General features: G+C 41.2%; 14 protein-coding genes. 4 read left to right on the plus strand and 10 right to left on the minus strand.

Features of this window, described 5'->3' with window-relative positions; genetic code table 11:
- Positions 1-232: 232 nt before the first annotated feature.
- From ompW to tesB, 4 genes are all read right to left on the minus strand, one after another.
- Positions 233-880: an outer membrane protein OmpW gene (gene ompW / locus L2764_RS22125; RefSeq protein ID WP_248942506.1), complete on the minus strand. Its 648-nt coding sequence runs from the start codon at positions 878-880 to the stop codon at positions 233-235.
- A gap of 160 nt (positions 881-1,040) precedes the next feature.
- On the minus strand, positions 1,041-1,415 hold the full coding sequence (locus L2764_RS22130) for a SpoIIAA family protein (RefSeq protein ID WP_248942507.1): 375 nt from the start codon (positions 1,413-1,415) through the stop codon (positions 1,041-1,043).
- Between the two features lie 618 nt (positions 1,416-2,033).
- Complete coding sequence (locus L2764_RS22135) at positions 2,034-2,435, minus strand: YbaY family lipoprotein (protein ID WP_248942508.1); 402 nt, start codon at positions 2,433-2,435, stop codon at positions 2,034-2,036.
- An 18-nt stretch (positions 2,436-2,453) separates the two neighbouring features.
- Positions 2,454-3,326 (minus strand): acyl-CoA thioesterase II, encoded by an 873-nt coding sequence (gene tesB / locus L2764_RS22140; protein WP_248942509.1) that lies wholly within the window; start codon positions 3,324-3,326, stop codon positions 2,454-2,456.
- Between the two features lie 378 nt (positions 3,327-3,704).
- Here tesB and L2764_RS22145 point away from each other — a divergent pair, with 378 nt between their 5' ends.
- From L2764_RS22145 to L2764_RS22155, 3 genes are read left to right on the plus strand one after another with little or no spacing between them, the layout of a single operon-like run.
- The gene (locus L2764_RS22145) at positions 3,705-4,445 is read left to right on the plus strand and encodes a 5-oxoprolinase subunit PxpA (RefSeq protein ID WP_248942510.1); all 741 of its coding nucleotides are present in this window, start codon (positions 3,705-3,707) and stop codon (positions 4,443-4,445) included.
- Positions 4,446-4,453: 8 nt separating this feature from the next.
- Positions 4,454-5,182, plus strand: a complete 729-nt coding sequence (gene pxpB / locus L2764_RS22150) for a 5-oxoprolinase subunit PxpB (RefSeq protein ID WP_248942511.1) — start codon at positions 4,454-4,456, stop codon at positions 5,180-5,182.
- Positions 5,164-6,099, plus strand: coding sequence for a 5-oxoprolinase subunit C family protein (locus L2764_RS22155; RefSeq protein WP_248942512.1), 936 nt, complete (start codon positions 5,164-5,166; stop codon positions 6,097-6,099). The genes pxpB and L2764_RS22155 overlap by 19 nt, the downstream gene beginning before the upstream one ends.
- 481 nt (positions 6,100-6,580) lie before the next feature.
- Here the strand turns inward: L2764_RS22155 and purF are convergent, their stop codons facing one another.
- From purF to truA, 5 genes are all read right to left on the minus strand, one after another.
- Positions 6,581-8,095, minus strand: a complete 1,515-nt coding sequence (gene purF / locus L2764_RS22160; RefSeq protein ID WP_248942513.1) for an amidophosphoribosyltransferase — start codon at positions 8,093-8,095, stop codon at positions 6,581-6,583.
- A 113-nt stretch (positions 8,096-8,208) separates the two neighbouring features.
- Positions 8,209-8,697 (minus strand): CvpA family protein, encoded by a 489-nt coding sequence (locus tag L2764_RS22165; RefSeq protein ID WP_248942514.1) that lies wholly within the window; start codon positions 8,695-8,697, stop codon positions 8,209-8,211.
- Between the two features lie 130 nt (positions 8,698-8,827).
- Positions 8,828-9,367 (minus strand): SPOR domain-containing protein, encoded by a 540-nt coding sequence (locus L2764_RS22170; protein ID WP_248942515.1) that lies wholly within the window; start codon positions 9,365-9,367, stop codon positions 8,828-8,830.
- Positions 9,360-10,661: a bifunctional tetrahydrofolate synthase/dihydrofolate synthase gene (gene folC, locus L2764_RS22175; RefSeq protein WP_248942516.1), complete on the minus strand. Its 1,302-nt coding sequence runs from the start codon at positions 10,659-10,661 to the stop codon at positions 9,360-9,362. The genes L2764_RS22170 and folC overlap by 8 nt, the downstream gene beginning before the upstream one ends.
- 20 nt (positions 10,662-10,681) lie before the next feature.
- A complete protein-coding gene (gene truA, locus L2764_RS22180; RefSeq protein WP_248942517.1) occupies positions 10,682-11,467 on the minus strand; it encodes a tRNA pseudouridine(38-40) synthase TruA in 786 nt (261 codons plus the stop codon).
- 357 nt (positions 11,468-11,824) lie between these two features.
- On the opposite strand from truA, the gene L2764_RS22185 reads away from it, so the two are divergent.
- Positions 11,825-13,720 (plus strand): cytochrome-c peroxidase, encoded by a 1,896-nt coding sequence (locus L2764_RS22185; protein WP_248942518.1) that lies wholly within the window; start codon positions 11,825-11,827, stop codon positions 13,718-13,720.
- Positions 13,721-14,247: 527 nt separating this feature from the next.
- Here the strand turns inward: L2764_RS22185 and L2764_RS22190 are convergent.
- Positions 14,248-15,417, minus strand: a complete 1,170-nt coding sequence (locus L2764_RS22190; protein WP_248942519.1) for a nitroreductase family protein — start codon at positions 15,415-15,417, stop codon at positions 14,248-14,250.
- Positions 15,418-15,776: the final 359 nt, after the last annotated feature.

The following is a 15,776-nucleotide window of genomic DNA, read 5'->3' on the forward strand; positions in this document are numbered from 1 at the left end:
TGCGGTGCGCCAAGTCAGCGAAATAAGCTAAAAAAGGCGAGTTGGGACGATGATTACAGGGCAAAAGTTTTCTTTGGTTAATTATCCGACAAAGTATGCTCCCGCCCTGATCTCGCCATAAAGACTGACATTTACAATCATTACCTCAAACATGACATCCACATCAACGCCCACCAAGATAAAACCAAAAATATCAAATTATTACAAGTTAATTGAAATCCGTACATATCAATTAAAAAACATATCCCGCACTGACCATATACACCCAAGGATCGATGTTAGTATCGATGGTCACCGACTCCCCTGCAAGTTTAAAACTCGCATCGGTATCGATATCGGCATACCAAATAGAGCCATTAAGCAGCCACTTATCGGTTAGTTGATAATCCAAGCCGACTTGCCCCGCTAATCCCCAAGAGTTTGATAAACTAATATCCGTTAACGCGCCATCTAAATCATTGGTAAATTTGGTATCATAAAAATTGGTATAGTTTATTCCTATGCCGATATAGGGTCTAAATTTTGATGCCGCATCGCCAAAATGATATTGCACCACTAAGGTAGGCGGTAACTCTTTTGTCTTAGCTATATTACCTAAAGTGGGTAGTGAGATATTATGGCTAAAAGGACTGGCAGCTAATAATTCAATGCCGATATTATCAGTAAACAAGTAAGCAAAATTCAGTCCTAATTGAGTATCACTGCTCACATCAAATTCTCCAAGCCCAGCGACATCTTGACTCGAGGAGTTCGGCGCAACCACAGCCACACCAGCACGAACGATAATATCACCCGCCTGTGTCGCATTCGCCGAAGTAGCTAACCCCATAGCGAATAATCCCACAGCAACAGCATTTGAAAGCCTATTTTTTTTCATCATCTAATCCCCTGCATTATTGCAGTTTTTATTGGTAGGATAAGCATGCCTAAAAATGCCAAATCACAATTTGATCTATATCAAAATCAGTGGTTCAAAGTGCTAACTCACTTAAAAACCATGAATAAGATCACAGTTTATGCAACAACACACGACCACTGAATCAATCATTCAACCACTCCAATGCTAAGCCAATGTCATCAAAATACTTTATATCTCCTGAAATAAACCAAGTGCCTATTTTGGCCATCATTTCTTGCCAGCGTTTATCACCATAAATCGCAATTTTGTCAAATTCATTTCCATGTTTCAGTCCTAGTTTAAAATCATCCCAAGCCGCTCTGACCTCCCAGCCCTCTAGCTCATACGCGTCCACTAGCACTTTCACATTTGGGTGAGCCACTTCCTTTAATGCAGCATCAATCATGGGGGTAATACGTAAATAATCCTCATGGGTAAGCTTGCCCACCGCCTTTAAGGACAAAAAAAAGTCACTATCTACCCGCTCAATCCCTATCGATAATCCATGTTTTTTCATTCATTGCTACCTTTGAATCAGTTTCATCCCTTTAGAGAATAGCCTATTCCACGCCTAAGAAGCTTGCACCTAATGAAGCAGCAGGCTAGCACTTGATTTCAAACAACAACAAGAAAGCAAAAAACGGCTCATCCCCGCCGATCCGTCAACAAAGTGAGTAAAAATGGGCTATAATGTTAGGGGGAGCTAAATTAACAAAGTAGCATACCAGTGACACAATAGTGAAATAATACTATTGAAAATAATGATAATTATCTAAGGAGATATTATGTCTATTCGAGAAGGATTATTAAGTATTGGGATTGCCTTAATCATTTTAGGGATCCTCACTGCCGTGATTAATATTTAAAAATTCGTATACCAACAAAAAATTAATTAGTTTTCAAGCACTTTATCAATAATGCCTTATTGATAAATGTTCATTGATACTTCAAGGTAGCAGGATCCGCATAGAAAAAATGAGACACTGCTCACAGCAAAGCGAGCTATTTATCCGCTCAAGGCTGCTAGCAAGCTCAAGGCTGCCGATATCAACGAAAACAAAATATAACGTAAAACTTGATTGCGATTCATGGGCTCTAAAACATCAGAACCCAGGTAAGATGTAAGGAGATCACACTAGGGTCTTTTCACCAATACGGCTTTCATGATGACTTCGGTGGTTGTTTTATCATTATTAATCACGGGAAATTGATCATAGGTTTGAAAAATAACCTGATTTTGATACATGATCATCGCCACTACCCCGTAATTAATCGAAGAGTCAATACTATCTGCAGGCAAAATAAACTTAAATGGTACCGGTGAACGCGCAATATTAAAGTTTTTTTGAGCAATAATGACGCCAGGCGTATCTAAATCAATAATCGCAATGATGATACTGCTTCCATGAGGTAAGGTAATCTTTTCTAAGTAACCCGCAGCGCCATTAACAACAACAGGCTGAGGCGGTTCCACTGTCACACAAGCGGACAGCAGAAAAATACCCATTAATACTAGACTTCTTTTCATTATCGACATCTTTATCCCTTTTTCGCTTTACTCTGGCGATTTAAGTTTCATACGGAGCAAACCTTCTTGTGTCGCTGATGCGAGAAGTTCACCCTGTTGATTGAAAAATTGACCCTTCACTAATCCTCGTCCGCCACACGCATTCGGACTATCCACACTATAAAGCACCCAATCACTCAAATCGAAAGGCCGATGAAACCACATAGCATGATCAATGGTAGCCATTTTCATCCCCGGCGTTAGAAAGGATTTGCCATGAGGCTGTAATGCCGTCACTAAAAAATTAAAATCTGATGCATAAGCAAGCAAATAATCTTGCATGCAAGGATCCCCCTGCATCTTACCATTTGCTCTAAGCCAAACATAACGTTTAGCGGGTTTAATACCTGATGTCATGTCATTCATAGGATCCACCAAACGCATTTCAAGGGGTGATTCGGACATCAAATTATCAAACACTGATTGAGGCAGTTTATCCTTTAGTTGTAATGCTAGCGCTTGTTGGTTCAATAACGTTTCTGGGAGTGCAACATTGGGCATCTGATCTTGATGTTCAAAGCCTATTTCAGGCGCTTGAAAAGAGCAAGTCATATAAAAAATGGGATGCCCTTTTTGAATGGCTTTAACACGTCTGGCACTAAAACTACCACCATCTCTAATAATTTCAACATCATAGATAATAGGTAAATTCTCATCGCCCGCACGTAAAAAATAGGAATGTAAGGAGTGTACTCGCCTATTGGTTTGAATGGTTTGTTTCGCGGCACTCAATGCTTGCCCCATCACTTGCCCACCAAACACATGACCAAAGCCTAAATCTTGGCTCTGGCCACGAAATAGTCCTTCTTCAAGCCGCTCTAAAGACAATAAAGACAGCAACTCCTCTAATACTTGACTCATTCCATTACCTTAAACTAAATCTTATGAATCATTAATTCTACTATTGATGACAGTGGATTTCGACATTAGTCTTAATTTATTCACTTGGAGAGATAAAAATCCACATAACAAGCTCCATGAAAATAGCCCTCTCAGAAATGTTCATCGTTCAAACTCAGTCCTTCTCTTGCCCGTTAACGTATAAACAACGCTCTACAACAAAGAATAAACACTCTCTTTAAAAGCCTCGTTCTGTTATCGTCAACCAATCTAGATATTTAATCTATTATTATATTTATTGACAATTTACGTAAAGATCCTGTCTATTGAGTAAACATGATCTTACTGTCACGCATTAGTAAAGTTAAAAGATACGATAACGAAAAATAGGTGAGCCATATGAAATTGAACTGTGACATGGGTGAAAGTTATGGCGTATGGACGATGGGCAATGACAATGCCTTAATGCCATGGATTAATATGGCCAATATTGCTTGTGGATTTCATGCCTCAGATCCCGATATTATGGCAAATACAATTACTCAAGCAAAAGAACATCACGTCTTTATTGGCGCGCATATCAGTTATCATGACAAACAAGGTTTTGGACGTAGAAGTATTCCACACACTCTCACCGAAATAGCGCATTTAGTGGCATACCAGTGCGGTGCTTTACTCTCTTTGTGCCAACTTCAACAAACCAATATGACTTATGTTAAACCCCATGGTGCATTGCACTTAGACATGATGACTAAAGTGGAAGTATATGAAGCCATCATACAAACACTCTCTAAAATCAATCTAGCCTTAAAGCACCCATTAAAATTAGTCATACAAAGCACACTGGATAATATTCCTTATGAAGCCATTGCCCAGTATCATAAGGTGGAACTCATTTTAGAGGCTTTTGCCGATAGGGCTTATGGTAATCAAGGTTTATTAATGCCTCGCTCTCATCCTCAGGCGATATTGAATAATCTCGAGCATATTAAACAACAAAGCTTGAATCTGACCCAAGGTTTTGTTAAAACTTATGAAGGTCGTATTATTGACATTCATGCCGATACCTTGTGTATTCACAGTGATAATCCCATTTCAGTTGCTGGGATCGCCGATATTCACCGTATCCTCAACCCATAAAGTCAAACATGATAACCGTTCAGCCGATATCAGAAGACAGTATTATCCTTTATTTTGGCAATGAGATCAGCCTGCAGATCACACAAACAATCATGCGACTTGTTGAGCAACTAACGTTAAATTCCCCCTCCCACATTTTTTCCGAAAAAATTAAACAAAACATACTGGAAGTCACTCCTTCCTATACGTCTTTATTCATCCAATATCGTTCATCTCAACTCAGTGGTGACGAATTAAGCCACGCGCTACAAGTATGGACACACAGCAGTGATTTGACTGGTCAACAGTTTGAATCAAAAACAACACATCAGTTGCCCGTCTATTATCATCCAGAAGTAGGACCCGATCTGCATTATTTAACCCTACGGCATAAGCTCAGCCAAGAAGAAGTCGTTCAGCGGCATCAGCAAACTGATTACCATGTTTATGCCATCGGTTTCGCGCCCGGCTTTGCTTTTCTCGGTAATGTGGACCCCCACATTGCCACACCCCGCCATGACAGTCCTAGGCTCCATATTCCAGCTGGAAGCGTCGGGATCGCCAATCAGCAAACGGCGGTATATCCTAGTGATTCTCCTGGTGGTTGGCAAATTATTGGCAATTGCCCTTTATCACTCTTTTCTTTGGAGGCTAATCCTATGACACCCTTTAACATTGGTGATAAAGTCAAGTTTAATGCCATTACACGAAATGAATTTTTACAATTAGGAGGTATTATTTGCACTCATTGGAAATAATCAATCCCGGTCCACTCAGCCTTATACAAGATTTAGGCCGTTTTGGTGCCACGCAACATGGTCTAACACAAGGAGGTCCTATCGATCTCCATGCCTATTGCTGGGGCAACTATTTTCTGGGTAATGATATGTCTTGTCCACAAATCGAAATCACCTTGGGACAAGCCAGTTTCAAAGCACATAATAATCTGTTATGCGCCCTAACGGGTGCCAAACTCAATGCTCAAATTGATGGTCAGCCACTCTCTTTATGGCAAAGTTTTATATTAAAAAAAAATCAGTTATTAACCTTAGACTACCCCACGCACGGTTTACGAAGTTATTTAGCGGTTAAGAATGGATTCAAGGCCCCTAAAATATTTAACAGTGTCGCCACGGTGATCAGGGATAACATCGGCACTTTTGCCCTTAAACAAGGAGACATGCTCAGTTGTTCACCCTTTCTTGATTCTATCCAAGCTAAAAGTACGGCTTATCAACATCTCATTCCCCCGCGTTTCCTGCCACAATACACAAAAAAAATAAACCTCAGAGTTATTGAATCTTATCAAGAAAAACAGTTTATTGCTGAGGATAAGCACACTCTTTACCATTATCCTTACCAAGTAAGTCCATTTTGTGATCGCATGGGATGCCGTTTAACGGGACCGGTTATCAACTCACATCAAATCAATCTCATTTCGGAGCCCATTGCCAATGGCGCCATTCAAATTCCGCCTAATGGCCAACCTATTATCTTATTAAATGACCGACAAACGTTAGGAGGCTATCCAAAAATAGGCTGCATTGCTAAAATCGATTTACCTCAATTAGCCCAAGCAAAACCGGATACTGAGATCCATTTTATCAAAGGAAATTTACAAAAACTGCAACAGGAATGGCTACGTTTCGTTCGATTTTTTAACTTACCCTTTTAAAAGTAAACTCTTCTTTAGCCAACTGGGTTTAAAACGGCCCTGCATCATTCAAATTTCAACATCATAAAAACACATAACTGTACATTTAACAAACAATTATTCAGCCCGTGTTAAGTGGGCACAGAGTATTCTATACGTGTATCTAGCCAAATTGTTGAGTATTTATTATGTTAGTCAATCAAACCAAACATAGCAGATTAAGACAGGTTCACGCTCATGGTAGTATCCCAATGGATCCCACTTATCGCGTGAGACGTAGGCAACAAAGCGACCAAAATATGGTCAACCCCTTTAATGCAGAAAAAATCAACAAAAATCTATCAAGTGTGTCATATTTTGTTGGTTTCTTATATTTACTGCTTATCACCATCGTCATCAGCGGCCAGTTATTCACATAATAAAAAGCCGAGCAATGCTCGGCTTTCTTCATTCAAGTACATCGCCTAATGTTCAATGCATGAACATTAGGCTTGCCCGTTTATTATGGGTGACACACGTTGTGCATTTCTAGATTAGTGCCCAGATCTTGATTACGATCGGCTTTCGCATCATCATTGCGTAATAGGGTAAGATGATCTAAATAGGCTTGGTCAACATCATTAGTCACATATTTACCATCAAAAACCGACGTTTCAAAATGCTTAATATTCGGATTTTCTTTGCGTACCGCTGCCACTAAATCCTCTAACGATTGGAAAATCATCCCATCGGCACCAATCAACTTAGTGATTGCATCCACATCACGGCCATGAGCAATCAGCTCATTAGTCGTTGGCATATCAATACCGTATACATTGGGAAAACGAATTTCCGGTGCCGCTGACGCAAAATACACTTTCTTTGCCCCTGCTTCTCGAGCCATTTCGATGATCTGTTCAGAGGTGGTGCCTCGCACAATAGAGTCATCCACTAACAGCACATTTTTACCTTTAAACTCAGCCTTAATCGCATTCAATTTACGACGAATCGATTTTTTTCGCTCTTGTTGACCGGGCATAATGAATGTCCGTCCAATGTAGCGGTTTTTCACAAAGCCTTGTCGATAAGGTAGATCAAGGTTGCGTGCAATTTCGAGTGCAATATCACAAGATGTTTCGGGGATTGGGATCACCACATCAATATCATGATCTTCCCATTCTCGTTTAATTTTTTCACCCAGCATCGTCCCCATATTGACGCGGCTGCTATAAACAGAAATCTTATCCATGGTTGAATCTGGACGGGCAAAATACACAAACTCAAAAATACAAGGCGCATAGCTGGGATCTTTTGCGCATTGACGGGTAAACAGCTGCCCATCCAAGGTAATATAAACCGCTTCTCCAGGCGCTACATCCCGAATAATCTCAAAGCCAACGGCATCTAAAGCCACACTCTCGGAAGCGACCATGTATTCAGTGCCATTCTCGGTTTCATTTTTACCCAAAACCAAGGGACGAATACCGAAAGGATCACGAAAAGCCACTAAGCCTTGACCGATAATCATCGCCGTAACCGCATAGGCGCCTCGAGTGATCGCATGGACTTGGCTCACCGCATTAAATACTTCATCCGCACTGAGTATTTGGCTCTGAGTTTGTTGTAATTCATCAGCAAATAAATTTAACAAGACTTCTGAATCAGAGGTCGTATTAACATGTCGTCGTTGCTTCACCAAACGCTCAGCTAACTCTCGAGTATTAGTCAAATTACCATTATGTGCGATAGAGATCCCAAAAGGAGAATTCACATAAAAAGGCTGGGCCTCGGATGCACTCGAGCTGCCAGCAGTGGGATATCGTACATGCCCTATTCCTGCATTGCCTTGTAAGCGTTGCATATGTTTAGGTTCAAAAACGTCCTTTACCAGACCATTAGCTTTACGCAATCTAAACGCTGAGCCATCTATAGTCACAATACCAGCGGCATCTTGGCCACGATGCTGAAGCACGGTCAGTGCATCGTAAATGGTTTGATTAACCGACGATTGACCTACTATTCCGACAATACCACACATGGGTAAGCTTCCTCATTGTAAGATGTTCTATCATTTCAATTTAAAAAATACTGATTGCAACGCATTGACAATCAATATCCTTTGCTAATGCATCTATTTAAGTAAATTGCATTTTATATGTTGGGTACAAAGCTGGAGGTATTTTCCACATAGTCAAAAAACCATTGGATCACCACCCCGAATTCGGGCACAAGTTGTGAACTCTGCCACCAATAAGTTTTAGGTGCCCCAGTAAAAGTATCCATAAAAAATAATAACGCACTCACGATTAACGCACCTCTTAACGCGCCAAAACAGAGTCCTAATACTCTATCCGTTCCAGACAGGCCAGTCTTAGACACCAATTGACCCAGTAAATAATTCACTAATGCACCAAGAATAAGCGTAGAAATAAATAAAATCGCGATAGCAACACCATTGCGCACCATTTCATCTTGTATAGCAGTAATATGAACCGCAAGCTCTAAATAAAATTGACTAGCAACAAAAAATGCCACTACCCAAACCACTAAGGACATCGCTTCTTTAGCAAAACCCCGTACCAAACTAATGAGTGTCGACATACCAATAATGACGATTATAGCGTAATCAATCCAAACCATGGAAAAGTGTATCCAGCATTTAAGGGTTAAAACGGCGTGATTTTAACAGAGACAGATAGGATCCACATCTTAAACAATATACCTAAATCTATCATTCTCTGTTTCCACCACAGAACAACCTATCAACTCATTATGACTCGACAGGATTATAAGCCTCAATTCGGCCTTTTAATTGAGTCAGCTTCTCGATATCAGACTGCTGAACAACCAGTTTATCTTTAGACACATCAGGGCCAACAAAGACCTTAGTCAGTTGCCCATCGATGGGTTTTGATGGCAAGGTATAGGCATTAAACCCTTGCTTTCTCAATCGCTCAACCAAAGCGGTGACATTTTTGGCATTATTAAAACTGCCTAAACGCAAAGTCCATGCACTGCTTGATAGACTCGCTTTGGGTGGGCTTTCTTGAGACTTTGTAGGCCGATCCTTTTCATCCACGGATGCGGCTGCCGTGACCGCCTTATCGATTTTTTTATCCACATCAGTATTCACAACATCATAGGCCTTCTCAGGTAAACGCGTCTCTTTTAATGCTGGCTTAAGAGGGATTTCAGTAAAAGTTTCTTCCTGACGCTGTTTTTTACCATTAAGCAGATCGGGTAGAAAAAGCACACCCAGAGCAACGATAACAATGACCCCAACTAAACGATTCTGAAAGTGATTAGGCACTGTAATTTCCTTCTATTAACGTTTTAATCCCTGCAACAGTATAAAAAGATCCAAAAACAATCACAATATCATCTTCTTGAAGCTCTTTATGTAATTGAGCCCATCCTAACGCCAGTGACTCAAATATTTGTACGCCATCGCTATCGGGCAACAATCTCGCTAAATCTGTCGCCTTAGCACTTCGAGGGACATTCAAATCACAACAGTACCAACGTTCGACATGGGGCTCAAAGACAGATAGTACTTGCTGTATATCTTTGTCTTTTAACATGCCACATAAGGCCAATAAGCGTTTAGGCTGCCTGACTTGTAATCGAGATAACAGGTAACGAGCCGCGTGAGGATTATGTGCCACATCTAATAATATGGTCGGTGATTGAGACACACACTCTAAACGGCCACTTAACCGAGTGTGTGCGATTGCTTGCTTGATGTTGTCCGAGGACATCGATGGACATATATGCTCTAACGCCGCAATGGCAGTGGCCGCATTAGGCAGAGGGAGTTCAGGCAATCCAATATCACACACATTGAAAAGCTTGCCTTGATAAGACCAATGAGACACCATCGCTTGATAATGAAAGTCATTATTCACCGCGTACAATAGCGCTCCTTTGGCTGCCACAGACGCGATTAACGTCTGTGGAATATCTTGCTCGCCGATTATCACAGGTTTTCCTTTACGACAAATACCCGCTTTCTCCACAGCCACTTGTTCCCGTGTATCCCCTAAATACTCTTGATGATCAAGATCAATAGAGGTGATCACTGCCACATCTGCATCAATCATATTGGTGGCATCAAGCCGTCCACCTAAGCCCACTTCCAGTAAAATCACATCCAACTTAGCGGCTTTAAATAAGTATAGACCTGCTAATGTCGCATACTCAAAAAAGGTCAAAGAGGTTTCATCTCGCGCCAGTTCAATGGCTTCAAAGGCAGCCACTAAGTCGCTATCACTGGCATCAATCCCTTTTATTCTGACCCTTTCATTGTAATGAATTAAATGGGGCGAGCTATAAACCCCGACTGACAAGCCTTCCAAGATTAAAGCGGCTTCAATCATGGCACAGGTACTGCCTTTACCATTTGTCCCCGCAACAGTGATCACTTTGGTATGATCAAAATAAAGCAGTCCCATACGGTCTGCCACCAAAGACACACGCGTTAAGCCCATATCGATTTCAGTGGGATGGATCGCCAACAAATAATCTGTCCATGTCACCAATAATGCATTATGTGTCGGAACGCTTGTGGGCGCTTTCATTCGTACTAGTGTAGGCACTGCTGGCATAGGCACTCTCAAATATTAAGTTAATCCAACATAAATAGCGGGCCTAAAGATAATTTAGGCAAGCTATGTGGCTCTGGGTAGGTCACATCAACAAGGTATAACCCATTCGGTTTGGCTGTTGGTGCTGCCTCTTTACGACTTTTTCCATCCAGAAGCAGTGCCAACCAATCAATCGGTTGACGACCCATACCCACTTCGAGTAATGAACCGACAATGTTACGCACCATATGATGTAAAAAAGCATTGGCTCGAATATCGACACAAATGTACATTCCTTGGCGGGTTACATTAATTTCATGCATCAACCTAACTGGTGTATTAGACTGACAATGCAACGCCCGAAAACTGGTAAAGTCATGCTTACCAATAAGAAACTGCGCTGCTTGATGCATTTTATTTTCGTCGATATCCCCCCTGTAATGGCTCACTCCAAGTCGTAAAATACCCGGTCTAAGATTATGATTATAAATCATATAACGATATCGTCTTGCCGTCGCACTAAAACGAGCATGAAAATCATCGTCCACTGCTTGCACCCATCTCACTGCGATATCATCGGGTAAATTAACATTCACACCTAACGTCCATGCCGTGTCTTTACGGATCGCCGTGGTATCAAAATGGACCACTTGGCCAGTCGCATGCACGCCCGTATCGGTTCGACCTGCACATTGCACCTTTATGGTTTCATTTGCGACACTAGACAAAGCTTTTTCGAGCTGAGCTTGCACAGAATCCACTTTGAGTTGACGTTGCCAACCAAAATACTTACTACCATCATACTCAATACCTAACGCGAACCGCATTCCATACCTCAAAGTTTACACAATCAATACGTCTTTAATCAGCGGATTTTATCACAATATGCTGCTCAGACTCAGTAAAAATATAGACATAAAAAATGATGGTTACAGTTCAGTAAACTCAGCTACACATTGAGCGATAGCATTGACACCTAAAAGCCCTTTATAGGCATATGCTGACAATTAAAAACGAGAAAAAGAATTCGGTAAAGGAAAATGAAGCCAGCAAGATTAATGATATTCGTGCTGGCTTATTTTAAGGAGTAAAACCATTAAAACATTAAGTTCTGTTAACCTAATGTTAGGCTTTGTTATGGGATGATATGCTTAAATGAGTGAATAATTAGAAGGTATTCTATTTTGCAAAAATTAAAAGCGTCATTTTTCATTAGCTGTTTTTTGATTTTAACGGCTTGTGGAGGAAGTGAAGACGTAGCAACAACGGCAGAGAAGGATCCTGATGTTGAAGTGCCTGTTGATCCTGTTGTGCCACCAGAGCCTGAACCCGTTACAGAGTCAGCACCGAGTTTACTCGTGGGTTATGCTTTTTCAGGCACCAGTATCGGACTGACTTGGCGCGGTGAAGAAATGACTTATTATGTATATCGTGGTAATACCAAGATTGGTGAAACTAACAATCAATATTATGTGGATCAAAATTTATCGATTAATACGCAATATACTTACTCAGTAACGACTGGCGATGTCAATGATGCAACGCAAACGGTGACAATAATAGCTAACACCTTAGTTAATGAGACTAATGATGGGCTTCATAATGGCGCTGAGACCGTGATTGCCAATGATCGCTTAATTAATTTTCCTGCTTGTAATATCACCAGTAATAGAGATACAGCATTGAATGTTAGCAATGATAATCTAGATACTTGCTTACAAGCCATGTTGTCCTTTAATAACATGGCGGGTCATCTGGAGGATATGCGCGCTTTTGCGGCCAGAGTACGCAGTGAGCAACCCCCTGCTATGGTGGAACTTGGAACGCGTTTATTCCACAGTAAAACCTTAAGTGCCAACGAAGATACAGCCTGTTCATCGTGTCATCATCCAGTACTGGGGTGTGGTGGCGATAATCTATCTATGCCCATAGGATTAGGAGCACAAGATCCGAGTGTCTTAGGTCTCGGGCGTGTTGATCCTAATAATAGTCGCCCTACTGTGCCACGCAATTCTCCACAAACGTGTAATACCGCGCTGTGGAGCCGCGGATTATTTTGGGATAACCGCGTAGCACTGCAAGGAAGAGGACTGACAACTGAGTCCAGTGATGTGACCAATAATACCATTGCAGCAGTGGGCGATAATAATACCTTAACCTTATTGATGGCACAGGCACATTTCCCTGTGACAGCGGCAACTGAAATGGGTGACATTACTGAGTTTGGTTATGATGAGAATGACTTATCCCAACACACACAATATCGAGAAAATGAGATTGTTAATCATTTTAGCTCGGAGGCATGGCAAGAACTGTTTACAGCCGCCTATGGGGATAGTGTCATTAATTTCTCTCGTATAGCGGAGGCGTTAGCGGCATATCAATCCGTACAGCTTTTCATTAACAACCCCTTTTTTGATTATGTCGATGGTGATATTAATGCCATTGATAATGATGATAAGCGCGGCGCGATCACCTTTATGGCAAGCTCAACGGGTTGTACTTTTTGTCATGCGGGGGCCTTTTTTACGACTGAGGCACCATTACCTGCTAATTATCCTCAAATAGGCATAGGTAAAAATGCGGATGGTTCTGATAGTGGCGCAGAGGGCGCGACGCCCAGTGCAGGCGATGCACCAAACCCAGATAGTATCGGTAATTTTAGAGCACCAAGCTTATTGAATGTGGCATTAACAGGTCCTTGGGGTCATGCCGGTCAATTTGGTACATTAAAGCGTAATGTAGAGCATTATCAAAGTCATGGTGATTCAATTACGCGTTATTTTGCTGATGAAGAAATGTGTGCGCTTGAACAGTTTAAAGACATCCCTAACTGCGCCGAAGTGGTGGCACCCGATGGCCTGGTTCATTCAATGGCCATTTTAGAAGGCAATGCCGAGTTATCTAATAATATCAGTGACGCTGAAGTAGACTTAGTAGTGAAGTTTTTAGCAACCTTGACCGATCCAGATGCTGCCAATACCCAGTCAAATGCCATGCAAATATTGATCCCGCCACGGGATGGTGGACTCGATGGTAAACAGTTAGATGCCCAAGATAAAGATGGTAATCCATTGTAAGCTTTAAGAGATAAGTTTTTATATGAGAGTCACAAAAAGGCAAGATTAGCGAAAATCTTACCTTTTTGTGTGTTGTCATGTGGACTTCTGAATCGCAGCATTAAGGTTGATGGCACCGTGTCGAGCAATCTTGCAATACATAAGCCTATTGAGACTGGGCGGTTTGATTGTGTTGTGACAGCTAAATCAAGATCTGTTATCGGTTCACCGTAACAAGGCAAACATTCATTTGCTTCAAGATGAGCCAAGGGGTAATTGATCGTTAATCCACGTATCAAAACCTAGTCGACAAGCATAGACCAAGTAAATAATAGGTGTCTTGATTGTTTTTATATTCATCACGCGATTGCCCATAACGAAGAGACTATGGCTAACAGCACCAAAAAAGGCATGTCGATTGAAAGAGAGAGCTACTTTAAGCTTTCTGCTTGTAAAATGGAAGGTGCAATGCTGATCAGGCTTCTTCTTGGACGTGGCATAACAAAATCCTGCTTCTACTCATCAATTAAGTAAGCTTGTAGAAAGGTCTAGAACATACCATTAATGATGGCTGTCTTTGTTTCGTCGCCAATCACCCAACTAACATCATATTTCGGTAAGTCAGAAAACGCTTCATTACCACGATCTTCGGGTAAAAGAACTGCAAAATGTCCACGCTTATTCAAAGCCACACAACCGGTTTCCCAATTTGCGCACCAGATCCCAAGTGCCACAGCAGCATAATATCGTGATGTGGTGGCTGAGCAAAAATCAAATCGTATTAGCCTTTCTTCACCTTCAATTCGATCTGTCACTGCCGCACATCGCGTTGTCTGCCCATTATAAGAGGAAGGTGACCACTGACAGACTTCATAGCAACGACCATACTCATTAAATGGTGGCGAATCAGTTTTTAGTGGCAACGTAAAAGAAGGATCAGTGAAAAAGAGTTCAGAGAGTGATAGGCGCTTACGCTGTAATTTCTGTATCAATCGAATAAGAAATGGTTTAAACATTGATTCATAGCCCATGGCACAGACACAAATAACATGATCCTTTGTCGGATCGAATTTATCACCAAGATGTTGAATAATGCTTTCCTGATCAGCTCCAGGGCCGATCCAGCAAGTTGCCATTCCCATTCGCGTAGCATGAAGCACTATCTTTTGTAGACTCCGACCCACATCGATAATAGACAATCGATTATATTCACGTGGAGCAATGGCAACGAGAAATTCGTGCGCCCCAACGACGGGCCAAATCGTTAATCGAACATTTACATATTCGAACCGGACGGGTTGCTGACCTAGTTGTTGGTTTTGTTGGCTATGATGCTGAACCGCTTCCATTAATTCTGCATGATGCTGAGAAGATAGATTGCGTGATTGGAAAGAGCGGCAAGAATGACATTTTCTCATAAGATCAAATACATTGAGATCCATTTTACTGGCTGGAATACGTTCAGTTGGATGCATCCCATACTTGACAATGAGGACAGTTCCGACAAGCGATATACTCAAAAATGTTGCAATCCCGAGCGGCAGCCAAAACAAAAAAACGGGCCAAAATCCGACCAGCCAGCCTACGCCAGTGATAATCCACATGAGTAATGCCCATATGGCATGGATGATATATTGCAGCCAACCACTAAATTGAAGGCGAACTTTCAGTTTCCATAATGGGCTATCTTCAAAAGATTTTTGTTTTTCAAGTGCCATACTAATGCCTTATGTCTCATTGTGGGGGGCTTAGATATAACCGGTGTATAGTGCGCATACACGTTCAGCTCACTTTGCTTAAAATAAAACAAGCCCTAGCAAACACCTATAACTAACATACTGTATTAAATTAACTTATCACCTTTTTAGCCGGTATACTAGCCAGTTGTTTCTAATTATCTTGGCATGTATCATTATAGCAACAATGTTCCTCAAAAATAGTACGATACTTACTGTATATACCCGTATAAGTACCTGAGTATAAAATTACCAACAATTAGGTTAATATTTAATCTTTGATATTTTTTACATTACCAATGATATAGAACTTGTATCAATATCGAAATTTTTGTATAACT

Source organism: Shewanella surugensis (assembly GCF_023284005.1).
GTDB classification, from domain to species: Bacteria; Pseudomonadota; Gammaproteobacteria; order Enterobacterales; family Shewanellaceae; genus Shewanella; species Shewanella surugensis.

What these genes read in the sequence shown, in the direction of transcription:
- L2764_RS22130 (WP_248942507.1), bottom strand. Translation starts at nt 1,415, where the DNA reads ATGAAAAAACATGGATTATCGATAGGGATTGAGCGGGTAGATAGTGAC.
- L2764_RS22190 (WP_248942519.1), bottom strand. Translation starts at nt 15,417, where the DNA reads ATGGCACTTGAAAAACAAAAATCTTTTGAAGATAGCCCATTATGGAAA.
- L2764_RS22165 (WP_248942514.1), bottom strand. Translation starts at nt 8,697, where the DNA reads ATGGTTTGGATTGATTACGCTATAATCGTCATTATTGGTATGTCGACA.
- L2764_RS22135 (WP_248942508.1), bottom strand. Translation starts at nt 2,435, where the DNA reads ATGTCGATAATGAAAAGAAGTCTAGTATTAATGGGTATTTTTCTGCTG.
- ompW (WP_248942506.1), bottom strand. Translation starts at nt 880, where the DNA reads ATGATGAAAAAAAATAGGCTTTCAAATGCTGTTGCTGTGGGATTATTC.
- purF (WP_248942513.1), bottom strand. Translation starts at nt 8,095, where the DNA reads ATGTGTGGTATTGTCGGAATAGTAGGTCAATCGTCGGTTAATCAAACC.
- L2764_RS22145 (WP_248942510.1), top strand. Translation starts at nt 3,705, where the DNA reads ATGAAATTGAACTGTGACATGGGTGAAAGTTATGGCGTATGGACGATG.
- truA (WP_248942517.1), bottom strand. Translation starts at nt 11,467, where the DNA reads ATGCGGTTCGCGTTAGGTATTGAGTATGATGGTAGTAAGTATTTTGGT.
- pxpB (WP_248942511.1), top strand. Translation starts at nt 4,454, where the DNA reads ATGATAACCGTTCAGCCGATATCAGAAGACAGTATTATCCTTTATTTT.
- folC (WP_248942516.1), bottom strand. Translation starts at nt 10,661, where the DNA reads ATGCCAGCAGTGCCTACACTAGTACGAATGAAAGCGCCCACAAGCGTT.
- tesB (WP_248942509.1), bottom strand. Translation starts at nt 3,326, where the DNA reads ATGAGTCAAGTATTAGAGGAGTTGCTGTCTTTATTGTCTTTAGAGCGG.